Raw genomic sequence first — 24,101 nt, 5'->3', positions numbered from 1 at the left:
TCTTCTCATTATGAATATTAACGAATTCTATAGCCGATATGCCGCCGGTCAAAGAGATTTCAGGAATTTGAACTTAATGGCAGCCAATCTCAGAAACCTGAACTTAAAAGGCATTAATCTGAGTGGTGCTAATTTAACAAAAGCGAATCTGACTAGAACCAACTTAAGCCGCGCCAACCTTTCTGGAGCAATCCTAATCGGGGCAAACTTAACTGAAACAAACTTTACTCAAACGAATCTAAGAGATGCGAACTTAACGGATACAAATCTGGCTGATGCCGATTTAAGAAATGCTTATCTAAGTGTAGAGGTTTGCGAGAAGTTAAAGTGAATTTGATTTGATGTATCCCGGCGCTGAACGCAGATGACAGCGCCGGACTTTATAGTTGCGATCGCCACTTTCAAGCGGTGGGGTATGCTGCTGGTAAGTCCTTCGACTCAGCCCTTACTCGCCAGCAGATTGTCTCTAGTGGATCTCGCGCCCCCCTTCTCCGGGTCAACGTCCGCCCCCACCCGCGCCTCGGTTTATGACTCAGCAAACGGCTAGCGGGCGATGGCGCATTGGGGCCGCGACAACGCCTTTTGCTCAAGTGGCGATCGCAGTCAGCCTGAATGCTGTTACCCAAGAGATGGCGATCGTCCGCAACATCTTTGCCGTTACGATCCCAGGGGTGTTGCTGCTGGTGGCTGGAGGTGCGTGGACCATTGCTGGAAGTAGCTTATCTTCTATCCAACGCTTAACTCAGGTGGTTGCCAATGTCACCGCTAACGGTTTAGAACAGCGCGTTCCCATCGAGAGTGCCGATCTAGAATTTATTGAGTTAATTCAAGTGTTTAACCAGATGTTGGAACGCTTGGAACGCGGCTTTAAGCAAGCGTCTCGCTTTAGTGGCGATGCGGCGCACGAACTGAAAACCCCCCTCACCATTTTGCAAGGAGAACTCGAACGCACCCTGCAACAAGCCGAACCGGGTTCGGAAATTCAGCAAAGCCTGAGTCATTTACTTGATGAAGTCCGCCGCCTCAGCGAGATCGTGCGGAAGTTGTTGCTGCTATCCCTCGCCGACGCCGGACAGATGAGCTTGCATTGCACAAAGATCGATTTATCAAGCTTGCTAACTGAAATGTTAGAGGATATTGAACTGCTAGCACCCGATCTGGAGGTGCAAGCCAAGATTGCTCCGGGGTTGGATGTTTGGGGCGATCGCGATCTGCTGATTCAAGTCTTGCAAAACTTGATTAGCAATGCCATTAAATATAATCTCCCCAAGGGGTGGATTCAGATTACTGCCAACCGCCACACCCAGGGAGTTTCGATTCAGGTGAGTAATGCCTCAAACGAGATTGCTCAGAGCGATCGCAATCGGATCTTTGAGCGTTTCTATCGCGGCGACCCAGCCCGGACGCGCCAAGTGGAAGGTCTGGGTTTAGGATTGAGCCTAGCACGGGAAATTGCGCGATCGCATCAGGGAGATTTAACCCTCGATCCGCCCTTACCCGGACAAACCTGCTTCACCCTGACCCTGTTTTCTACTACACTAAAACACCGACGCACAGACTGAGGGACTAAGCTCGAAGATTCGGCGTAGGTCGCCGTACCTCTAGAATCTGCTCTATATCGGGGGAAATGAATGGCAACACACCGCGTCTCAATTTGGTCTCTCCTGTGGCAAATGCTGAGTTACGCGCCACGCTTGTACGGGACTGATACTCTTCTGTGGCTTTTCATTGCGGGATTGCCTGCTATCCCAGGCTTGATTATTCGCGAATTCTTTAATACTTTAACCGCCAAATCTGACTTTAGCCTTTCACCGTGGGTTTGGATAGCCCTATTTCTAGCAACGGGTATTGCTCGGATCGTTGCGATCTTGACCGGCCGAATTACCAAAACTCAACACCGCTTCACCATGAGTGCTTTGATTCGGCGCAACCTCTTGGCGAAATTGCTGGAACGTCCTGGGGGCGAACCTTTAATTGCAAGTGGCAAGCCAGATGCCTTGCTTTCTCCTGGAGAAGCGATCGGCTTTTTTCGGGATGATGCTACCCAAATTGAGGATACGGTGGTTGGGACAAATGAAATTTTGGGCGAAGGGCTGTTCGCGGTGGGTTCGCTGCTGCTTCTGTTGAGCGTCAATGCTCAAATTACCCTGTTTGTTTTTCTACCCCTAGCGTTCATTGCTGCGCTCGTTCACTTGCTGACCAATCGGATTAAACGCTATCGCCGCGCCAGCCGTCAAGCTACTCAGGAAGTGACGGGATTGATTGGAGAAATCTTTAGCGCGATTCAAGCAATTCAAGTTGCAGGGGCCGAACCTACGGTATTAGATCGCTTTCAGCGCTTGTGCGATCGCCGTCGCCAGTTGATGGTGCAAGATCGATTCTTTTCCACGCTCTTAGACTCCAGTTTTGAAAACTTAGTCAGCTTAGGGACTGGAGCAATTCTATTTTTTGCCGCTCGCTCGATGCAAGCTGATGCCAGTGCGCTCTCTGTGGGAGATTTTGCCCTATTTGTGTATTACCTATCCTATGTCACCTATTTTCTGGGCTTTTTGGGAAGTTTTTTAGCGCTTTCCAAACAAACAGAAGTGTCCTTTGAGCGGATGGAAGGATTCTTAGGTTGCGAGGCTGAAGCGATCGCCTCCCACCACCCCCTATACTTACCCACCCTCACGGGAAATCGACCGCAACTGAACGCCCTGCAACCCCCTCAAGCGTGCGATCGCCTGCAAGCGTTAGAGGCTCTCAACTTAACCTATCGCTACCCCGGTAGCGATCGCGGCATTACCGATGTCTGTTTGCGGCTTGAGCGCGGTAGTTTTACCGCAATTACAGGCCCCATTGGATCGGGCAAAACCACGCTATTAAAGGCGTTAATCGGTCTTTTACCGTTGCAAGCCGGAGAGATTTATTGGAACGCTCAGAAAGTCACCCATCCTCATCAATTCTTTGTTCCCCCCAGGAGCGCCTATACCCCGCAAGTTCCTCAGCTTTTTAGCGGCACGCTGCGAGATAACATTACCTTGGGGTTAAACTACACTGACGAGCAACTCCAATGGGCGATCGCGCTGGCTGTCTTCGATCGAGACTTAGCCATGATGCCCGATGGACTTGATACTGTTATTGGTTCTAAAGGAATGCGCCTGTCTGGGGGGCAACTGCAACGCGCTGCGGCGGCCCGCATGTTCCTCCGCCAGCCAGAATTACTGGTGTTTGACGATCTTTCCAGCGCCCTTGATATTGAAACCGAACAAACCCTTTGGTCGCGCCTGTTTGCTTTAACAGCAACTTGGATGCCAACTTGTTTGGTTGTTTCCCATCGTCGAACCGTTCTGCAACGCGCCGATCGCATTATTCTACTCAACAACGGCAGCGTGGAAACCATTGGACGCTTTAACGATCTGCCCTCCATCTACGTACATTGATATTCTTGACACCTTTCTCTAGTAAATGAGAACATCTAGCAACTGCTTAAACCCCTTCTTATCTAGTTTCTCAACAGAGGTCAGGCGATCGCCATGAGGATGAATCTCACCGGGCAAAACTGCAACGATTTATGGGAAGAAAGCCAACAAGCTGGCAGCCTGGTAAGTTACAACGATAGCTCGACCATCGGATGGCAAGGTTATGTTCCCCATCTAGGCAAGGTGCAAGAGTGGATCGTTTCCCTAAAAGAGGGTTTGAAACTGCGGTTTTATGAGTACGTCCCCCAGAGCAATCTCCAGTTGAGCGAACATTATGGCGAGGGCAACTGGTCAACCCTCAGTTTTTTCATTGTCGGGGATGTGAGTACAACGATCAAAGGCGTCATCGATCGGGTAGACGAACGATCGGGGCGTACCTACTTAAGCTCTTCTCCCGATACCCTAGAGATTGAAGATTGGCCCGCAGGGGAACAACTAACCCGACTTCAGGTTGCATTCGCCCCATCCTATTTTCTCAACAACTTCACCCAAGAGCAGATCGCATCGCTCCCCCTTGAAGTTCGCCAAGCCATAGAAGGCAAAATCGAGCCTTACTATTACCCAGGCAGCATCACGCCTGCCATGCGAACCGCGATTCACCAAATTCTGCATTGTCCCTACCACGGTGCCATGAAGCAACTCTATTTAGAAGGGAAAGCGTTGGAATTAATGACCCTTCAGTTTGGTCAGTTTGAGCGATCGCTTTCTCATCGACGCGAGGGCGTTTCTCTCAAAACCGACGACATCGATCGCATTCATCAAGCCAAAGATATCTTAATTCAGAATATCGCCAATCCCCCATCGCTCCTAGAATTGGCGCGTCAAGTTGCAGTGAATGATTGCAAACTCAAGCAAGGGTTTCGTCAAGTGTTTGGTACCACCGTTTTTGGCTATCTGCTGGACTATCGCCTGGAACAAGCACGACACTTGTTAGAAAGCAGCAATCTCAGCGTAGCAGAGGTGGCGCGACAAATTGGATTAAGCGATCGCAGTTACTTTGCAGCCACCTTCCGCAAAAAGTTCGGCCTCAACCCCAGCGAATACGCGCGACAACATCGAGTCACCTTAGCCGCGTTCTCTAACATCAAGTGCTGTAGCTAACAGGCATACAAAGCAGAGTTTCCCTCTTCCTCCTCCCCCACCCTCTTCTCACTCGGAACACCGCTGCTTGGTGTGCAAGCTACGGAACTCGGTACTTTGCACTCCTTTCTCCCCATCCTCTTCTCACTCGGTACTCGGTACTCGGTACTTTGCACTTGTTTCTCCCCACCCTCTTTATCCGCATAGCCGTCTAAAAACTCCAGCTAGCCATCAAACTCCAACTTTAGCGAGGGAACTTTCCCGGTATATTCTTAGGAACTGTTCTCAATTAAACAATTGCTGGCTCTGGGGATAGAGATTGCCCCAAGCAAAGCGTGGTGTCTGGAGTGGCAATAAAGATGGATTACGTTTTTCCTTCGGTACAACTCGGTCTAGTCATGGTGCTATCTAGCACGCTCCATATGGGGTGGGCGCAAGCAGTAGAGAGCGAGGAAGTTGCAGAAATTCCGCCTCTGACACTCGATACCTACACCGCAAACCAACCCGCAACCACCGTGCAAGAATGGGTGGCACAACTAGAGGCTATTGCAGTCCCCGTTACAGGCGTCAGACTGAACCAAAGCGACTCTGGCTTAGAAATTATCTTAGAGACCGCAGAAGGTCAAACCTTATCTATCGATAGTCGCCAATTTCGCACAGAAGGCGATCGCCTCATTGCGGATATTCCCAATGCAACCTTAGCGCAAGCATTCAACGCCGATAACCCAACAGCAGAAATTGCCAATATTCGCGTTGTGCAAATAGGGGCCAACACCCTTCAAGTCAGCGTCACCGGATCTAACGCCCTACCCACAGAACCCATTATTTTAAGGGCAAACGAGTTTGCTTACCGTCTCAATCCTCCTACAGATCGACCGGGAGAGGAAATTGAAATTGTAGTCACAACCGCCCAAGAAGGCTATCGCGTACCCAACGCCACCAGCGTCACGCGCACCCCTACCCCGATCCGCGATATTCCACAGTCGATTCAAGTTGTCCCTCAAGAAGTATTGCAAGATCAAAGAGCAACCAATCTGCGGGAAGCGCTCCGCAACGTCAGCGGCGTCACCTCCGGGGGGCCTGCATTTGGCACCTACGACCAACTAATTTTACGCGGTTTTCTGGGCAGCAATACAGGCAACTATCGCCGCAACGGGGTAGAATTTCCTAACTTTGTCGGATTTTCCTTAAATCCGAATACCGAGCGCGTGGAGGTGCTGAAAGGACCGGCTTCCGTGCTGTTTGGCGATTTAGCTCCCGGTGGCGTGGTGAACCTGGTAACGAAACAACCGCTATCGGTGCCTTTTGCCGAAATTGAGGCGAATGTGGGTAGCTTTGGCTATTATCGCGGGGCGGTCGATCTATCCGGCCCATTAAATCCCGAACGTACTGTTCTGTATCGCTTAAACGTCGCTTACGAGGATGCCAATAGTTTCCGCGACTTTATCAACAATCGTACCTTTTTCATTGCCCCGGTGATTAGCTGGCAAATTACCGATCGCACGCGCTGGACTGTTGAGTTAGAGTACAACCGAGACGATCGGATTACCGATGTGGGCTTATCAATTCCTGGCGTTCCGTTTTCCCGCATTCGCCAATTGCCCATTCGTCGCCTGCTGAATGAACCGGGGGATGAGTTTGAGTCTCGCTACCTCTCGATTTTGTCCACGTTGGAGCATAACTTTAGCCAGAACTGGCAAATTCGCAATGTGCTTAACTTTGTAGATGCCAGTCGTAATTTTGTCCAATACACAAACCCCGATGCTTTACGAGAGGATGGACGAACCTTAGAGCGATCGCAAAGTGCCACCGAACAAGATATCACCTACTACTTAGGTCAAATTGACGTAACGGGCAGGTTTGCTACAGGACCAGTGCGCCATGAAGTTGTCTTTGGTACCGACTATCTGTATCGCAAGTTTCCCTCAGTCAACTTTAACGGACAAGAGGAAGTCTTGTTAGATATCCTCGATCCCGACTATGGTAACGATACCGAAACCTTCACCGTTGGCAGTTCCTTCACCAACCCGGAACGCCGCTTTGGGGTCTTCGTGCAAGATACCATTTCCTTTAGCGATCGCTTCAAGCTGCTCTTAGGGGGACGTTACAATAACGCCCTGCTGCAACAAACCAACCGCCTCACCGATACCTTAATTCGCGATCAAACAGTGGAAAACTTTAGCCCTCGCCTGGGTATCGTCTATCAGCCTGCGGATTGGCTCTCATTGTACGCCAGCTACAGCCGTTCTTTTGAGATTAACTCCGGTACCGATGCAGCGGGAAATCCCTTCGATCCCACCTTTGGCACCCAGTATGAAATTGGAGCCAAAACCGAATTTTTCAATGGGGCTTTGGGCGCAACCCTCTCCCTGTTTAAGATTAAACGCGATAACGTCCTCACCCCCGATCCAGCTGATACCCGCTTCAGCGTGCAAACGGGCGAACAGGAAAGCCAGGGAATTGAGTTAGATATCAGCGGGCGCATTACCTCCAACTGGAGTATTGTTGCCTCCTACAGTTACCTAGATGCCAAAATTACCCGCGATAACCGCTTTCCCGAAGGAAATCGCCTGCCTTCAGCGGCTCCCCATCGCTTTAGCTTGTGGACGAAATATGATTTTGATGGCAGTTTGCAGGGTTTGAGCTTAGGCGGCGGGATCTTTTATGTTGGCGAACGGTGGGAAAGCTTAAACAATGTCTATCAGCTACCGAGTTACACCACCGTCGATCTATTTGCGGCTTACCGTTTTAACCCCAATCTAACCGCCCAGATTAACCTTAAAAATGCCTTCGATCGACGATACTACGAGGGGACCTTTGGGGCCGTGCATCCGGGGACCCCTCGCAGTATTACGGCAAGTGTTGTCTACCAGTTTTAGAATATGCGGCGCTGGATTAAGTTTTGCCTGTGTCTAGTTTGCACCCTTTTGGCGATCGCTGCCTGTCAGCGTCCGGCGGTGCAGGAAACGGCCTTACCCCCCAATTCTTGCCAGGTGGTGCAGCATGTTATGGGTGAAACTTGCGTTCCGCTGAACCCTCAGCGGATCGTCACCCTGGATGGATTTGGACTGGATGCGCTGCTCGCCTTGGGGGTTCAGCCGGTGGGGGCAGCCAATCCCTTTTCATCCTATCTTGACGATCGCCTGGTGGATATCCCGTTGTTGGGCCGACCGCAAGAGCCTTCCCTGGAAAGGATTGTAATGCTCAAGCCGGATCTAATTCTGGCGTTTTCCTGGTATCACCAACCCCTTTACGATCGCTTATCGCAAATTGCGCCGACGGTGGTTTATGACTTCAATCATGGGCGAGAGGTGCGAGAAATTGTGCAGTTCATCGGTCAGACTATTGGTCAACCGGAAAAGGCGACTCAGGTTCTAGCAGACTACGATCGGCGCTTGGCTGCATTGAGAGCAAACATGACGAGTCCCCCAACGGTTTCTTTAATTCGGATTCATCAACAGGGAGTGGGGTTGATGCAACGGGGTTCGTTTCCCGGTTACATCTTAGAAGAAGCCGGACTTTCTCGCCCTGCTAATCAACAACATATTGACATTCATCAGGAAAATGGGATTTGGCGGCATATTCAAATTAATATCAGTAAAGAGCAGATTGCTGAGGTTGATGCTGACGTATTATTTGTATTTAACGATGTCGATCCTTCTTCTGAGCAACGCTTACAACAGATGAAAACCGATCCGCTTTGGTCGCGATTGGATGTCGTTCAGCGCGATCGCGTCTACGAAGTGCCCGCCTATTGGGGCTGCTGCGGACTAATCGCGGCGAATCGGGTAGTTGACGATCTTTGGAAATATGTTGTGGAGCAACCCTAAAAACGATGGCAAAACACGTTATGTCAGTGTGCAAATATTGCAATGCCGTTCACTCTAAAGAGGTGAATTACGAACAGTCTGAAGGGGCAACTCTTTACCAAGAATTGACTAAATTACATCAAGATTGGGTGCATAAAAATGATTTAGAAATTCGGTCGGTTGGGTGTTTATGGACTTGCGATCGCCCTTGTTCGGTTTCCTTTTCGGCAACGGATAAAGCTACCTATGTTTTAACGCAAGTCCCCCTTTCGCAAGCGGCCGCCTTGCTGGAGTTTGGGGAACTCTACCTGAAGAGTAAGGCGGGGGATATTCCCTGGAAACAGATCCCTGAAGCATTACAAGCAGTCGATAAGGCTAAAGTTCCACCGCTATCCGCACTCACTTCTCAAGATTAGTTTAGTACCCGTTTTCAACTGAGCGACGCGCATCGCCTCAACCGTTCCTTGACTCCCCTCAATACCCGTTTTCTTGCATCTATTCGGCAGACGCGGTATGAATAATCAAGAATCTTTTTCAATAGGAGTTTAAAGCGGCATGGCGATCGCGCTTCAGCATTGCATGAGGCGATCGAAGCTGCCAGTTCCTCCCAAGGGTTGCCTTTTCCACCGCAAGTGTCGGTTGTGCGAATCTATCCCGACAGCATCAACCTCTATCTACACGATTCGTTTGTGGGGGTTATTTTACAAGATGCGGGACTGGCACGACCGGAGGTTCAAAACATTCCTGCTTCTGAAGCTCAACAACAGTTTGGCAACCCCATTCAAGTCTCGATTAGTTTGAAACGCTTAGAACAAGCCGATGGCGATGTCCTATTTGTTTGGACTGGGGAAGATACCTCACAAGCCAGTCAAGCCGCACAATCCCCTGTGGCAACAACTCAAAGCGATGCAAATGCAGCGCGTCTACCTCGTTCCCGACGATTGGATTGGGTGGGAAACAATTACCGCCAAAGCCACCCTTGATGACTTGTGCGATCGCTGGGTAGAGCCAAAACCCAAAAATTCCGTTTAGGAGTCAAAAAACTCCGGCTAGGAGCCAAAAAAGGTTTACGTCAGAGTTGGAATTTACGATATTCTGAACGTTCGGGTTATGCCGATTCCTTGCTTCTTTAGCCCCAGTTTACTGACCCATCTTCTGTTTGAGGTTGGGTATAGCTCGATTCAATTCATAACAGAAGCAAGGGTTCAGGAGTTCGATCGGGCGATTCCCCCAAGAATTGCCCCCTCCCCTCAAACCCCCTTCTGGGCTACTCAGTGGCTTACAGAACCCAAATTTTCAACAATGTCATTCAATTCCCCGCCCGGACGCATCGCTCTTTACCAGGGCAAGATTGCTGTTATGGCGTTTTTTGATTGAATGAGATACGGCTCGATCCCGCTAAATTCCCTTCGTCAAAGGCTGTACAGGGGGGAGGCGACAGTCTTAGAAGGCTTGCGGATCGGGGGTGAGGGGGATCGCTCGATCGTCAATGAGTTTCCCTCGATCGATGTTAACGCGGATTTTTTATGCAAATTCCCCTTCAGCAATATGGAGCGCTTTTAGCCAATTATCTCAAGCCACAATGGGGCGCAGTTGTGGGCTTAACGATCGCGCTTTTGACTAGCATTGCGCTGCAAATTATCAATCCGCAAATTCTCAGTTATTTTATCGATACGATCTTTACCGGAGGCGAAGCGCAATCGCTCCCTTGGGCTGCACTGGCGTTTAGCGCGATCGCGCTTCTAACGCAAGTCTTCTCACTCAGCGCCACCTATTGGGGCGAAACGGTTGCTTGGACTGCTACAAATGCGCTGCGATCTGACTTGGTTGCCCATTGTCTCCAACTCGATTTATCGTTCCATAAGGCTCACACGCCAGGAGAATTGCTAGAGCGGGTGGATGGCGATGTCAATGCTTTGTCGCGATTTTTCTCGCAGTTAGTGATTCATGTCTTCGGTAACGGTATTCTCTTAATCGGCATTCTAGTGGTTTTGTGGTTTGAGAACCCCTTTGCGGGGATGAGTCTCACCCTATTCGCCGGGGTGGCGCTGTCGGTGTTATTGGGGTTGCGTTCTGGTGCGATCGCGCCTTGGGCTGAATATCGTCAAATTAGCGCCGAATTTTATGGCACTTTAGGCGAACAAATTGCTGGACGCGAAGATATCTGTGCTAACGGTGCAGTTCCCTATGTCATGTATCGCTTTTATGCCTTGTTGCAACACTGGCTTCCGGTTTATCACCAGGCCCGGTTTGCCAGTACGGTACTGTGGTTTAGCAGCGTGGGCTTATTTACCCTGGGAAATGCGATCGCCCTCACTCTTTCTGCCTATTTGTGGCAGCAAAACGCGATTACGATTGGCACCGCTTACCTCATTTTTCACTACACCAATCTGCTCTCGCAACCCATCGAACGCATTCGCGAAGAACTCGAACAACTGCAACAGGTAGAAGCCAGCATCTATCGCATCCGCGAGTTATTGAGTATCCAGCCTCGTTTAAAGCAATCAGTGGGCGTACCGCTACCCTCAACAGCTTGTGCAGTCACCTTTGAAAACGTGTACTTTCGCTATCAGGGTCAAAACCCAGACGAGTGGACGCTACATAATGTCTCGTTTTCACTTCCCCCCGGTCAAGTCTTAGGCATTCTGGGGAGAACGGGAAGCGGTAAAAGTACGATCGCCCGTTTGCTATTGCGATTTTACGATATTCAATCGGGTGAAATTCGGTTAGGAGAGGGCGCGATCGCCAAAACTTGTCTGTCTCAACTCCGCCAGCGCGTCGGCTTAGTCACCCAAGATGTGCAGTTATTTCAAGCCAGCGTCCGAGATAATCTCACCTTTTTCGATCCGCACATTAGCGATACTGTGATTCTGGAAGCAATGGAAACGCTGTTGTTAAGTCCCTGGTTAAAGTCGCTTCCCAACGGACTCAATACGCAACTGGGTGCCGAGAGTAGCGGACTTTCCGCCGGACAAGCCCAGTTACTGGCTTTAGTGCGCGTTTTTCTCAAAAACCCCAGTTTAGTGATTTTAGATGAAGCCTCGTCTCGCCTTGACCCCCAAACGGAAGCTCTTTTAGAACGGGCTATCGATCGACTGTTGAGCAACCGGACGGGGATTATTATTGCCCATCGCTTGCAGACCTTGAAACGAGCCGATCGCATCCTAATTTTAGAGCAAGGCAAGGTTGTGGAATATGGCGATCGCCAAACCTTACTCTCTCAAAGCCAATCTCAGTTTGCCCAATTGCTCAATGCTCAAACTATTGAGCATCCTTGAGGTAGCTCATATTCTTCTGAGGATAGGTTTGGCACAGTAGAACTATCGGCTACTGGGAAACCAACCATGACTCCATCAACCCTGAACTTCCAAACCGCTAGCGCTCATCAAGTGATGGCGGCGGCGGGTAAGAAAATTTTGCGTCCGGGTGGTAAGGCTGCAACGCTTCAACTGTGCCAGTGGGCGCAATTTCAGCCGGAGGAAACTGTTTTAGAACTGGCTGCCAGTTTTGGTTATAGCGCGATCGCTCTGGCTCAACAATACGGCGTTCGGGTGGTGGGCGTTGAAAAAAATCCCGAAAGTGTCGCCCGCGCCCGTGTCAATATTCAAGCTGCGGGTTTAAGCGATCGCGTTGAAGTCATTGAGGGGGATATTTTTCATTTAGAACGCATTCCCGAACAATTTGATTGCGTGCTAGCTGAAGCGATTCTAACAATGCAATCCCCTCTAGGGAAAGCGAAGGTTTTACAAGGGATTTGCGATCGCCTCAAGCCGGGAGGACGGTTTCTTTCCCATGAGTTGCTGGCGCGTGCGAGTCAAACCGAAATTCACCAAGCCTTAGCCGCAGCCCTGCGCGTCAATTCTACTCCCCTATCGGAACAAGAGTGGATTGAGTTGTGCCAAACTGCCGGGTTTGAGGTGGTACAACGCCAAACGGGGGCGATGGAACTGCTGAACCCCACTCGCATTATCCAGGATGAAGGATGGGTAGATGCGAGTCAGTTTTTCTGGAACGTACTGACTCAACCCGGTTTGCGCGATCGCCTCTTCGCGATCCGGCGCGTCTTTAAGCAATACGAACGGGAACTAGGCTACCTGATTTTATCTGCTGAACGGAAGTCAATTTAGGAGAAAAGTTATGAATACCCCAACAGTGCGATCGCAAAGCCTCTCCCCAGGAGAATCCCTCGTTGCTCAACTCCAAGACAAAATTGAGTATGCAGAAACAGGCGTACTCAGCAAAGTCTTGCTCAAAGTTCCCGGTTGTCAATACACGCTCTTTTGTCTAGCGGCGGGTACAGATATTACCGAACACACCTCAACGCGGAATGCTGTTGTCTATGTCCTTGAAGGACAAGGAACCCTAACTCTAGAAGGAAAAGAGATACCCTTAGAACCTGGCGTATTTATCTTTATGCCCGCTAATGCCCCCCACGCCCTGAAAGCAGAGGCGAATTTAGCCTTTCTCCTCACCTTGTCTGAGGGCTAGGAGGATGGGGAAATGGGGGGATGGGAGGATGGGGGGAGGAAATGAAACTCCCCTCTTTTTCAGGGCGCAGTTCGGGAATTTAGTAACCTAACAGCAGCCAGGGTTGTGTTGGGTTTCGTACCTCAACCCAACCTACACGATTATCTTGATTGTTAGTCAACCAGGAAATCTTTTTAAATCCCCCATTTGGCGAGGGACTTTGACTCCGGTTCCCCCCTTTTGTAAGGGGGGTTAGGGGGGATCGAAACCTAGTAGAACAATACTAGAAAACCTTTGTTTCCTGTAGATTCCCAAGAATTGGGGAGTGCGTCAATATAGCTAACCCTTGGGATTTTTTCGCAGGGCTTTATGGATTTTTTTCCATTTTTCTTTTTCTACTAAAGCGGCTTTTTTGTTTTGTCGTTGATCGGCATAGTCTAACTCTTGTTGCAGCTTTTGGTAACTGGCAAAGCGTTGTTGGCTCAGAGTTCCTTCTAAGAGGGCTTGTTGGACGGCACAGCCTGGTTCTGTATCGTGTTGGCAATCGCGAAAACGACACAAATGAGCGAGTTTGTCAATATCAGAAAAGGTTTCTTGCAATCCTTCTTCACCCTGCCAAAACTGGATTTCTCGCATTCCGGGAGTATCAATTAATAAACCCCCAGAGGGAAGAACAATTAATTCCCGATGGGTGGTTGTGTGTCTCCCCCGCGCATCTTTGCGGAGGGAATTGACGGCTTGCATTTCTTGCTGGGCGAGTTGATTGGTAATCGTCGATTTGCCCACGCCAGAAGAACCGATTAAAGCGACTGTTTTCCCGAATTCTAGATAAGGCAATAAGGCTTCAAGTCCTTGTTTGTTCAAGGCGCTAATGCAAATGATGGGGACGCCTAAAGCAATTGTTTCTAGTTCTGCTTGATGTTGTTCTAAATTGGGGCATAAATCGGCTTTATTTAAGATGATGACAGGCGTTGCGCCGCTTTCCCAAATTAAGACCAAATAGCGCTCAATTCTTCTGAGGTTAAAATCTCGATCTAAGCCAGAAACGAGAAAGATGGTGTCGATGTTGGTAGCAATAATTTGCTCGTCCGTTTGAGTTCCGGCGATTTTGCGGGATAGCTTACTCTTTCTGGGCAAAATATCGTAGATTTTCGCTTGCTTCTCGCCAATAACAACCCAATCTCCTACGGCTGGAAAGGAGTTTTGGTAATGCATTCTGCCGCTAATTTCGGCGGGTATTTCTCCCGATTGGCTGGAGATGATATAGCGATTTTTCTGCTGTTGAATGACTCGACCAACGGTGTAGCCTTGTTCTTGGTACGAGCTAAAGTTATCTGCGAAAAAATGATTCCAGCCTAAAGATTCTAAGTTCACTTTTAGTTACCTCAATGCTTGCGATTGCGTGCCGCAACGCTCGCAGAGGAACGTTCTCGATCTCAGAATTGAATAAATCGAAAAACATTGGAGGTTGCGGAATTATGAAGGGATATGAGTAACGGTCTTAAGGGTGACAAGCTCTTTCATATTGTTTGCTCCTGTTAGGGCGATCGCACTTAATGTAGTATTATACTACAATTCATCGATAGATGACGATTTAATCCATAATCTTAATCTTTAGAGACATGAGGGAAACTGCGAGGAGCGAAAATCGCATCATTGCCCGGTCAAATTGTTATCATAATCTGGACTAAGGGAAAGAAAACCCATTGGACTAGGTAGATGTATTCATTAGAGTTGTCGCGCGAATCTTCGTGGGGAGCAATAGTGAACGTCCTTTTAGGCAAAGCCAGAGTAATCTTTTTCCCCAACATTCGCCGCAGCGCAGCCTATGAATAATCTATGGCGGAAAATCGAGTCAATTCAGACGAAAGGGTTGAGGCTTGCTAGCCAACAACCGACCTCCATAAATGAGTATTCTCACCCCCCCCATACCAATAGCCGGATGCTGTCCTTAAGGTGGTATTTAGTGTTACTGGTTGCCGGAACCTTAGTGCCCGTAATGTTATTCGCCGTTACAGTTGTTTATCAACTCTCGCGCCAAGAGCAAGCGGCTTCAGAACGACGCATCCTTCTCGCGGCCCGCAACCTCGCCACCGCCGTAGACCGAGAACTGTCCAGCACCACTCGGACGCTTCAGGCCCTAACCGCCTTAGAATCCCTCACCTCAAACGATCTGCAAGCCTTTCATCAGGAAGCCACGCAAGTCGTCCAGACGCAAGCCTCTTGGGTGACAATCATTCTCCTCTCCCCAGACGGTCAACAACTCGTCAACACGCTACAACCCTTCGGTCAACCTTTGCCCCAAGCCTCAGAACGAGATAGCTTGCAACAGGTGGTAACAACCAATCAGCCTGCAATTGGGAATTTTTCGCCCTCTATCCTCAAGCGCAACTTATCCGGCGTTCCCGTCCGCATTCCGGTGATCCGAGAGGGTCAGCTTCAGTATATCCTCACCGCCATCCTCAATCAGGCGGCGATCGCCCAAGTAGTACAAGCCCAAACCAGCATTGAGGGCGAGTGGACGCGCACCATCGTAGACGGCTTAGGGGTTGTCGTTGCCCGCACCCGCGAACCCGAACGCTTTGTCGGTCAACGCGGTACGCCTTCCTTTCTCCAGCGCATTACCCAATCCAAGGAGAGCATTTACCGAGATACAACCTTAGACAACATCAGCGTCTATATTGCCTTCAGTCAGATTGGCAACTCCCCTTGGACAGCAGCCGTTACAGTTCCCGTGGATGTCATTCAAAGCCCCACCCGGCAAGCAATGGGGCTAGCTGTGGGTTCGGGTTTTGCCCTGCTTTTAGTCAGCGGTATCGGCGCTTTTATCCTCTCGCGGCAAATTTCGCGCAGCATTACCTTAGCAGCCGACGCGGCGGCAGCCCTAGCGAAGGGGGAACATCCTCAAGTGAGTTCGCTATCGATCCGAGAGGTGGTCTTTCTCGGTCAGTCTCTCGAATTTGCCGCGAATCTGCTGTCGCAGCGGGAACGGGAACGGGCGGAAAACTTGCGACGGGCAGAAGCGGCTAGGGAAGAAGCGGAGGCGGCTAACCGCATTAAAGATGAGTTTTTAACGGTGTTATCCCACGAGTTGCGAACGCCTCTCAATCCGATTCTAGGGTGGTCTCAATTGCTCCGTAGAGGCAAGTTAGATGCGACCATGACTGCGACGGCGTTAGAAACGATTGAGCGTAATGCGAAGTTGCAAACCCAACTGATTGAGGATTTGTTGGATGTTTCCCGGATTTTGAAGGGGAAGCTGGCGCTGAATATGGCTCCGGTGAATTTAGCCTCGACGATTGAAGCGGCGATCGCAACGGTAGAATTGGCAGCAGAAGCCAAGTCTATCAAGGTGCAAGCGCAGTTCCCTCCGGTTGCAGTACAGGTGCTAGGGGATGCGGCGCGTCTCCAGCAAGCGATCTGGAATTTACTCAGCAATGCGGTGAAGTTTACACCCCCTGGGGGACAGGTGGAGGTGCGGTTGGGGCGCGTTGATGCGATCGCTCAAATTCGGGTTTGCGATACGGGTAAGGGCATTCACCCCGATTTTATGCCCTATGTTTTTGAGTATTTCCGCCAGCAAGATAGTACGACGACGCGCCAATTTGGGGGTTTGGGGTTGGGGTTAGCCATTGTGCGGCATTTGGTGGAACTGCATGGGGGAACGGTGCAAGCCGAGAGTTTGGGAGAGGGGCAAGGGGCAACGTTTACGGTAAGTTTGCCTCTATTGCAGGTAGAAGGGGTGCGGGAAAGGACGAATGCAGGGGAAGGAGGCGATCGCAATGGCGAATCTTTGCTTCTCAAAGACTTGCGCGTTTTGCTGGTGGATGATGATGCGGATACGCGAGATTTTTTGAGCTTTACTTTAGCGCAGAATCAGGCAATTGTGACGGGGGTGGGTTCGGCTCGCGAGGCGTTGGCAGCGATCGCGCAAGCCTCGTTTGATGTGTTAATTAGCGATATTGGGATGCCAGGGATGAATGGCTATCAATTGATACAGGCGATTCGGGCGCGGGGTTCTGCCCCTAACGCGCAACTGAAGGCGATCGCGCTGACAGCCTATGCGGGGGAGACGAACCAGGAGCAAGCGCTGCGGGCGGGCTTCGATCGTCATCTGGCGAAGCCGATAGAACCCGATCTGCTGGTCAGCGTTATTCTAGATTTAGTTTCCGCTCCCGCGCGCGATCGCCTCTAAGCCTTCCCAATCCAAAATCGTAATTTTCCCCCCGCGACGATAGGAAACGATCGGCTTGAGTTGCTTAAACAGGCGCACGCATTCCTCGTAGGTAATGCCGATACTGCGGGCAATCTCATAATAGGAAAGGGGCTGGCGCAGACAAATTCCCTGCTGAGAAACCTGCATTCCGGGAACTCCGGCGGCATATTGAATCAAGCGGGCTAACCGGACGATCGCCCTTTCGGAAACTAACCCATGCACCATTTCGTGGAGTTGCTGGAGTCGCTGGTTAAATACGGCCATCATCTGCAAGGCGATTTCAGGATTTTCTTGGATCGCCGCAAGTAAGGCAACGCGATCGACCATTAGCACTTGCACTTCGCTCTCTGCAATCACCGTTGCGGGGGCGATCGCGTTGCCAAATAGGGCGGGGGCGGCGAAGATATCGCCATTGGCGAGGGTTCGCAGAATCGTCTCTTTACCGTTGCTGGCGGTTTTGCTGACTCGCAACAATCCTGCAATTAGGGCATAGAGGCGGGGAGAGAGGCGATCGCCCTCATGGGAGATAATTTCACCCGTTTGATAGGTTTGCACCACGCTATGAGGCTGCAAGCGGGTTAGTTGTTCGGGCTGGAGTTGAGTAAAGATGGAGATTGAAGCAAGTTGATCGAGAGTCGCTTTCATGGCTAGAATCTGCTGAGAAAATCAATCGATAATTCCCCTAGGAATGCCTGCGGGAATTGCATTTTTATCAGTCCGAGGAATATACACTCTAAACCTTGTCCCTTCTCCCACATGACTGTTAACTTCAATCCTTCCCTTTTGAATTTCCACGCATTTGCTAACCACAGCCAATCCCAAACCGCTGCCTGAAATTCCCTCAACATTTTGTCCGCGATAAAAGGGGTTGAAAATATTCGCTTGTTCGTCTTCTGAAATCCCCACCCCTTGGTCTTCTACTTCAAAGACAATTTGTTCTGAATCGCCCTCAAGCTTTAATGTTACTTGGGTTCCTGACGGAGAATATTTAATCGCATTAAGTAATAAGTTACTCATAATGGAATACAATAATTTTTCATCCAGGTAAACTCGCCCAAATTCACCTTGACTGGTATTGAAGGTCATGCTGTACCGCATGAGAAGATTGAAAATCATCTAGTAAATTCAGACAAAACTCTTCAATATCTAGCCATTCGGGTTGATGTTCCAGCTTTCCTGCTTCTGCTCTCGTCAGGGTGAGCAAATCAGTAATTAACCGATTCATCAGTTTTGCTGAATTTTGAATCCGATATAAATTCTTTAACTGACTCGGTTCAATCTTAAACTCTAAAATCTCAGTTAACAGTTGAGAAGAAACTAAAATGACGCTCAACGGCGTGCGAAACTCATGAGAAATCATGGAAAACAAACGCAATTTAAGATTGCTAAGTTCCTGTTCCTGAGCCAAGGTTTTTTCCAATTCTTGAAATTGTTGTCTTCGTCGTTGTCCCCAATAAAAGACCCACACGACACCGCAAGCCACCACCACAATTAAAAGGATTCCTGCCCGTTCAATGGTAGAGCGATATTGTATATTTCGTCGGGCTTGTTTTAAAGAATCTTGCAGTTGTTGATTTTCGGTATTTTTAATTTCAGTTAATAAGCTTTGGATCTGTTCCCGGATCTGCACGCTGCGATCGGTGATTGCGTGCTGAGTTTGCATAGCTTCTAAAGAGCGATCGCGCTGATATAGTTCAATAGACTGCTCAAAGAGTACCATCCGCTGTCGGGTTAATTGCTCCAACTGCTGGAGGCGTTGCTGTTGAACCCCGTTGAGAACCGCATATTGCTGGAGTTCGCTTAACTCCACTTGCATCTCTTCTACTGCTGTCTGATGGCGGCTTAATTCCTCCTCCCGGCCCGAAAAAATATAGCCGCGCCTTCCCGACTCTGCTACGCTCATAGCAGCGTAAAAATCGGTTAGCGTTCCCAAGACATTGTAGGTCGATTGAACCTGGTTGGCGTTTTCTACCAACTCTGTTGTATTTTTAGAAGACACCAGGTTGACCAACCCTAACAGCAATAAGATTGCTGCCAAACTACAGGCGATCGCCTTCTCCTCAAGCAGCCATTTCATGAACACTAGAAATAAACCCACTTTTTAATCGTGGCATAGTCTATGCGGATTTTGATTGCTGAAGACGATGTGCAATTATCAGAGGTCTTAACAGAAGTTCTCACTCGCCGCCAGTATGTCGTAGATGTGGCGCGGGATGGACTCACGGCTTGGAACCTAACTGAAATGAGTGCCTACGATCTAATTATTCTGGATGTCACCCTCCCTAAGATGAACGGGATTCAATTTTGTCAGCAGTTGCGAATGGCAGAAACGAAAAAACACCAACACCTCAAAGGTGCAGTTCCCGTCCTGATGCTGACTGCGCGGGATACCGTTGCTGATAAAATTGTGGGTCTAGATGCAGGTGCCGATGATTATGTCACCAAACCCTTCGATCTTGAAGAGTTAATGGCCCGCGTTCGCGCCTTGCTGAGACGGGGACTTTCAACCACTGAGTTGACGCTGCATTGGGGCTGTCTCCAGTTGAATCCTAGCACCCATGAGGCAACTTACGCAGACCAACTCCTCGCCCTCACCCCCAAAGAGTACGCGCTGCTAGAGTTACTGGTTGCAAGTGGTAGGCGCATTTTAAGCCGATCGGGCATTATTGAACAATTATGGTCAGCAGATGAGTCACCCGTCGCAGAAACCGTGAATTCTCATATCCGGGGACTGCGACAAAAGCTTAAAGCTCAAGGCGCACCCGATGATTTCATTCAAACGGTACATGGGTTAGGATATCGGTTAAAGTGACCGGAAGTTTGCACTGTATCTGCACCATTTCTGCATATTTTCTGCACAAGAGATGCATAACGCTACAGTATTGTGGGTCTAGAGAAGAGCGCAATTCATTCTCTAGACAGATGCAAGCAAAGTGCTGAGTCAAAAATCAGTCAGGTTAATTTTTGAGTCCCGTTCAGCTTGTTCTAAGCGCTCTGGCTACATCTATATTGCAGAAATGTTATAAACACAATCGCTATGATCGTTGAAGAGTTCTATCACGGATGGGTCATTCAAGTTACCCAACAACCCGATGGTTATATCTTTCAATGTTGGATGTCAGAAAAACGTACAAGTGTCACTGATACTCAATCTTATCCAACAATCGATCGGGCTTTTCGGGCCGGACAGTTACGCGCAGACTTAGAAAGCGTGCGTTTGTCCTTAAGAAACTTTATTCGAGGAAAGCTGAAGCTTCTACAACTTTATCCCGATGAGCAAAACGCCTTAGAAAATTCAGTGGCTCAGTACATTGATACGGCTACTCATCAACTCAGTTAATCTTAGAGGGTTGGATAAGGCGATCTACAAGGACATGAAACTATTATGTTACATTTGTGTCCCCTAGTTCAGGGTCTCCCGTTTGGGGAGTTTTTGCAAGGAGACTGCGTTCAATATGTCGGTTCAGATTTGCGAATTCAGCAAGATTATGGCAATCAAGAGTTGCGAATTCTAGCAATCGATCGTAGCGGTATGACAGTCTGCGAAGATAAAGCAGGAAACCGTCTTGTCGGTGTTTCTTCTCATCATTTGAAACATCTTTAAGAATGGGGTTTAACCGCTTCCATAATTCCTATAAAATACTGAAATAAAACCCGAAGCCGTAGGTTGGGTTAGCGTTAGCGTAACCCAACAGCAGCCAGGTTTGTGTTGGGTTTCGTACCTCAACCCAACCTACTACGCAACTACGTAAAAGATTTGTCAGTCAACCACGGTTTTAACTGAAATGGCAACAAAAACATTAGTTTGTGTTGGGTTTCGTACCTCAACCCAACCTACGAAAAAGATTTGTCAGTTAACCACGGTTTTAACTGAAATGGCAGCAAAAACATTAGACAATTAAGGGTGGACCTTTGCCCACCCTGAGAGACTATTGTAAGCCTTCAGTTAGCTGTTTTTTGGCGATTTCTAAGGCTTCTTGAAGCTTGCTAGGATCGCGTCCGCCAGCTTGTGCTAGGTTGGGTCTACCGCCGCCGCCACCGCCGCAGAGTTTGGCAATTTGTCCGATAAATTTACCGGCTTGTAAGCCTTTTTTATTCACTTCGGGACTAAAGGCTGCAACTAAGCTAACTTTATCGGGTTCGGGGATAGAACCGAGGAAAACGGCGCTATTTCCGAGTTTTTGTTGGAGGCGTTCGGCTGCGGTTTTTAAAGAGTCGGCGTCAATGTCTAATTGTGCGATTAGGATCTTGAATTCGCCAACACTTTCAGCTTGGGTTAGTAGTTGGTCAGATTTGGCGATCGCTAACTCCTGTTTTACCTCATCTAAGGCTTTTTGCGTGGCTTTCAGTTCGCCTTGCAGGTTTGTCACCCGTTGGGGGAGTTCCTCTGGTTTTACCTTAAAGCGATCGCTCAATTCGCGCACGACCTTATCGCGCACATTCAGATAATCTAGCACGGCCGCACCCGCTACGGCTTCCACACGACGCACCCCAGAAGAGATCCCGGTTTCCGAGATAATCTTAAATACGCCAATTTCCGCCGTATTGTGAACGTGAGTTCCGCCGCACAACTCCATTGAAACGCCGGGATAGTCTACCACGCGGACTTCATCGCCGTATTTTTCGCCGAACATGGCGATCGCGCCTTTTGCTTTCGCCTCCGCGATCGGCATAACATTAACTTCAGCGTCGTGTGCTTCCGAGATCCAAGTATTCACCTGTTCCTCAACTTGCTGTATTTCTTCAGGCGTTAGGGAACGCGGTAAATTAAAGTCAAAGCGGAGACGATCGAAATCGACTAACGAACCCGCTTGAGAGATACCTGAGTCTACAATCTTTCTCAGGGCCGCTTGTAACAGGTGCGTTGCGGTATGATTAGCCTGGGCGCGACGGCGACAAGCGCGGTCAATTTGCGCCATGACAGGCATTCCCACTTCTAAGTTACCGCGTTCGATGCGACCCACATGGATAAACAGGTGGCCGTCTTTTTGCACATCTTCGATCCGAACAAGGGTAGTATCGCCGGATAGATAACCGCGATCGCCAATTTGTCCCCCCGACTCAGCATAGAATGGGGTACGGTCTAAAATTAGCTTCACTTCCGTTCCCGCTTCCGCCGATTCCACCTGTTGACCGTTGGCTAAAATTGCGGTTATGGTGGCTTGGGTCGAAAGTTGCGTGTAACCTAGGAATTCTGTATTCCCAATGGCATCTAAAGAAGCTTTCGCCGTTAAGTCAATGGTTTCATGCGCGTCTTTAGATTGTTCGCGCTGGCGATCCATTGCGACATTAAACCCTTCGACATCCACCGTCAATCCCTGTTCCTCAGCTATTTCTTGGGTGAGTTCCAAGGGGAAGCCGTAGGTATCGTAGAGGGTAAAAGCATCTTCCCCAGTAATAACCTTTCTTGATAGAGAATCCTTTTCAGAAGGGGGAGTTTCAGAAACTTTGGGTTCTGGCAATTGTACAACTGTTCCTGAAAATCCCCCTCCCGTATCATTAAGAGTTGCAGAAACTTGGTGGCCTAGGGATTTAGCGATAATCTCTTGTAAGAGTTTCTCACCCCGTTCTAGGGTTTTGCGGAAAGCGGCTTCCTCGCGTTCGAGTTCGCCTTTAATGGCGCTTTCGCGTTCTCTCACCTGGGGATAAGCGGTTTCAGAAAGGGCGATCGCAGTTTCCGCCACTTTTGTTGTAAATTCGTTTTCAATGCCAATCAAGCGCCCGTGACGCACCACTCGGCGGATTAATCGGCGCAGGATGTACCCCCGACCCATGTTAGAAGCGGTGACACCATCGGTAATTAAGTGAACCACGGCGCGGACGTGATCGCCAATCACCTTTAAAGAGACTTTAGTATTCTCGTCTGCTTTAGCGTAATCGATTCCGGCAATCTCTGCTGCGGTTTTGATAATCGGGAAAATTAAGTCCGTTTCGTAGTTGTTCGGCACCTTTTGCAGAATTTGCGCCATCCGTTCCAACCCCATCCCCGTATCAATATTTTGCTTTTCTAAGGGGGTAAGGTTGCCGTCTGCATCCCGGTTATACTGCATGAACACCAGGTTATAGAACTCGATAAACCGGGTATCGTCTTCTAAATCGATGTTATCGTCGCCCCGTTCTGGGTGAAAATCATAGTAAATCTCGGAACATGGCCCGCAAGGCCCGGTAATTCCCGATACCCAAAAGTTATCGTCTTCTCCCATCCGTTGGATGCGGTGTGCGGGAATACCAATTTGATCTCGCCAAATGGCAAAGGCTTCGTCATCTTCTCGAAAAACACTCACCACTAGCCTTTCTGGGGGTAAGCCAAAGATTTGGGTAGAGAGTTCCCAAGCGTAGGCGATCGCATTCTCTTTAAAGTAATCCCCAAAGCTGAAATTTCCCAGCATCTCAAAGAAGGTGTGATGTCTGGCAGTGCGTCCAACGTTCTCAATATCATTGGTACGGATGCACTTTTGGGAACTGGTGGCGCGAGGGACTTCTGCTTTCTTCTGTCCCAAGAAAATGGGTTTAAATGGCAGCATTCCCGCAATGGTTAGCAGTACCGTGGGGTCTTCCGGTACCAGGGAAGCGCTAGGTAGAATTTTATGACCGCGCTGTTCGTAGAATTTGAGAAAGGTCTCGCGAATTTCGCTACCGCTGAGGGGTTGGGGAGTTGAAGCCATGATCGTCTGAATTCGGGATGGGAACGGCAAATAGAGAGTGGGTCGTAATCTATTTTTACATTGGTTGCCCCTCGCTGGCAGGATTCCCCCTAGGGGAGGTGGCTTGTTTAAGCCGAACTGCAAAAAATTGAGTTAAGTAAAGACCTATCAACTTTGTTTAAACAGGGATTGCGCCTGGGGATCGAGGTGGTAACTTATAAATATAGACGCGAAAGGTTAAGCAACCAACCAAACCAGGGTTCTAGATCCAGCGTCTTCCCTCTAGCACCCAACGCAGTGAAAGCATAGCTAGCAAAATGTGGAAAGCCCCTCAAAACTGAGGAAAGCGCCAAACCTAAACCGGAAAGCGAAGACTATGTGAGATCCAACGATGGAGTTAACTGCGAAACCTGTAAACCCCTAG

Annotated in this window: 20 protein-coding genes; 15 read left to right on the top strand and 5 right to left on the bottom strand. The window is 49.3% G+C overall.

Annotation, left to right across the window (positions count from 1 at the left end; all coding sequences use genetic code 11):
- The first annotated feature begins 10 nt into the window (after positions 1–10).
- The 11 genes from QQ055_RS08805 to QQ055_RS08755 all read left to right on the top strand — a co-directional run bounded on the left by QQ055_RS08805 (position 11) and on the right by QQ055_RS08755 (position 12,838).
- The gene (locus QQ055_RS08805) at positions 11–331 is read left to right on the top strand and encodes a pentapeptide repeat-containing protein (protein WP_069967096.1); all 321 of its coding nucleotides are present in this window, start codon (positions 11–13) and stop codon (positions 329–331) included.
- A 196-nt stretch (positions 332–527) separates the two neighbouring features.
- On the top strand, positions 528–1,562 hold the full coding sequence (locus tag QQ055_RS08800) for a sensor histidine kinase (protein WP_286004581.1): 1,035 nt from the start codon (positions 528–530) through the stop codon (positions 1,560–1,562).
- 69 nt (positions 1,563–1,631) lie between these two features.
- A complete protein-coding gene (locus tag QQ055_RS08795) occupies positions 1,632–3,422 on the top strand; it encodes an ABC transporter ATP-binding protein (RefSeq protein WP_286004580.1) in 1,791 nt (596 codons plus the stop codon).
- Positions 3,423–3,515: 93 nt separating this feature from the next.
- On the top strand, positions 3,516–4,562 hold the full coding sequence (locus QQ055_RS08790) for a helix-turn-helix domain-containing protein (RefSeq protein ID WP_286004579.1): 1,047 nt from the start codon (positions 3,516–3,518) through the stop codon (positions 4,560–4,562).
- A gap of 338 nt (positions 4,563–4,900) precedes the next feature.
- Entirely contained in the window at positions 4,901–7,420 is a 2,520-nt protein-coding gene (locus QQ055_RS08785) for a TonB-dependent siderophore receptor (RefSeq protein ID WP_286004578.1), read from the top strand.
- A 3-nt stretch (positions 7,421–7,423) separates the two neighbouring features.
- The gene (locus QQ055_RS08780) at positions 7,424–8,371 is read left to right on the top strand and encodes an ABC transporter substrate-binding protein (protein ID WP_286004577.1); all 948 of its coding nucleotides are present in this window, start codon (positions 7,424–7,426) and stop codon (positions 8,369–8,371) included.
- Between the two features lie 5 nt (positions 8,372–8,376).
- On the top strand, positions 8,377–8,766 hold the full coding sequence (locus QQ055_RS08775; RefSeq protein WP_286004576.1) for a DUF1636 family protein: 390 nt from the start codon (positions 8,377–8,379) through the stop codon (positions 8,764–8,766).
- Positions 8,767–8,925: 159 nt separating this feature from the next.
- Positions 8,926–9,333: a TroA family protein gene (locus QQ055_RS08770; protein WP_286004575.1), complete on the top strand. Its 408-nt coding sequence runs from the start codon at positions 8,926–8,928 to the stop codon at positions 9,331–9,333.
- Positions 9,334–9,876: 543 nt separating this feature from the next.
- The gene (locus QQ055_RS08765) at positions 9,877–11,628 is read left to right on the top strand and encodes an ABC transporter ATP-binding protein (RefSeq protein ID WP_286004574.1); all 1,752 of its coding nucleotides are present in this window, start codon (positions 9,877–9,879) and stop codon (positions 11,626–11,628) included.
- 66 nt (positions 11,629–11,694) lie between these two features.
- Entirely contained in the window at positions 11,695–12,477 is a 783-nt protein-coding gene (locus QQ055_RS08760; protein WP_286004573.1) for an SAM-dependent methyltransferase, read from the top strand.
- Between the two features lie 10 nt (positions 12,478–12,487).
- Positions 12,488–12,838 carry a cupin domain-containing protein gene (locus QQ055_RS08755; protein WP_286004572.1) on the top strand — a complete coding sequence of 117 codons (351 nt, stop codon included), beginning with the start codon at positions 12,488–12,490 and terminating at the stop codon, positions 12,836–12,838.
- Positions 12,839–13,156: 318 nt separating this feature from the next.
- Here QQ055_RS08755 and rsgA read toward each other — a convergent pair whose 3' ends face one another.
- On the bottom strand, positions 13,157–14,191 hold the full coding sequence (rsgA, locus tag QQ055_RS08750; RefSeq protein ID WP_286004571.1) for a ribosome small subunit-dependent GTPase A: 1,035 nt from the start codon (positions 14,189–14,191) through the stop codon (positions 13,157–13,159).
- A gap of 454 nt (positions 14,192–14,645) precedes the next feature.
- Here rsgA and QQ055_RS10835 point away from each other — a divergent pair, with 454 nt between their 5' ends.
- Positions 14,646–17,012 (top strand): hybrid sensor histidine kinase/response regulator, encoded by a 2,367-nt coding sequence (locus QQ055_RS10835; protein WP_349775336.1) that lies wholly within the window; start codon positions 14,646–14,648, stop codon positions 17,010–17,012.
- Here the strand turns inward: QQ055_RS10835 and QQ055_RS08740 are convergent.
- Genes QQ055_RS08740 through QQ055_RS08730 form a run of 3 tightly spaced genes read right to left on the bottom strand, consistent with a single transcriptional unit; the run spans position 16,980 to position 19,110 of the window.
- Positions 16,980–17,678: a Crp/Fnr family transcriptional regulator gene (locus QQ055_RS08740; protein WP_283358055.1), complete on the bottom strand. Its 699-nt coding sequence runs from the start codon at positions 17,676–17,678 to the stop codon at positions 16,980–16,982. The two genes, QQ055_RS10835 and QQ055_RS08740, sit on opposite strands and share 33 nt — an antisense overlap.
- 21 nt (positions 17,679–17,699) lie before the next feature.
- The gene (locus QQ055_RS08735) at positions 17,700–18,119 is read right to left on the bottom strand and encodes a sensor histidine kinase (protein WP_286004570.1); all 420 of its coding nucleotides are present in this window, start codon (positions 18,117–18,119) and stop codon (positions 17,700–17,702) included.
- Positions 18,094–19,110: a sensor histidine kinase gene (locus QQ055_RS08730; protein ID WP_286004569.1), complete on the bottom strand. Its 1,017-nt coding sequence runs from the start codon at positions 19,108–19,110 to the stop codon at positions 18,094–18,096. Before QQ055_RS08730 ends, QQ055_RS08735 begins: the two co-directional genes overlap by 26 nt.
- A 42-nt stretch (positions 19,111–19,152) precedes the next feature.
- Here QQ055_RS08730 and QQ055_RS08725 point away from each other — a divergent pair, with 42 nt between their 5' ends.
- From QQ055_RS08725 to QQ055_RS08715, 3 genes are all read left to right on the top strand, one after another.
- The gene (locus tag QQ055_RS08725; RefSeq protein WP_286004568.1) at positions 19,153–19,845 is read left to right on the top strand and encodes a response regulator transcription factor; all 693 of its coding nucleotides are present in this window, start codon (positions 19,153–19,155) and stop codon (positions 19,843–19,845) included.
- 225 nt (positions 19,846–20,070) lie between these two features.
- Positions 20,071–20,373: a hypothetical protein gene (locus QQ055_RS08720; RefSeq protein WP_069967114.1), complete on the top strand. Its 303-nt coding sequence runs from the start codon at positions 20,071–20,073 to the stop codon at positions 20,371–20,373.
- Positions 20,374–20,418: 45 nt separating this feature from the next.
- Positions 20,419–20,637 carry a hypothetical protein gene (locus QQ055_RS08715; RefSeq protein ID WP_286004567.1) on the top strand — a complete coding sequence of 73 codons (219 nt, stop codon included), beginning with the start codon at positions 20,419–20,421 and terminating at the stop codon, positions 20,635–20,637.
- Positions 20,638–20,962: 325 nt separating this feature from the next.
- Here QQ055_RS08715 and alaS read toward each other — a convergent pair whose 3' ends face one another.
- Positions 20,963–23,698, bottom strand: a complete 2,736-nt coding sequence (gene alaS / locus QQ055_RS08710) for an alanine--tRNA ligase (protein WP_286004566.1) — start codon at positions 23,696–23,698, stop codon at positions 20,963–20,965.
- Between the last annotated feature and the right edge of the window lie 403 nt (positions 23,699–24,101).

Source organism: Geitlerinema calcuttense NRMC-F 0142, assembly GCF_030285425.1.
This window is presented reverse-complemented; position numbering and strand designations above follow the sequence as displayed.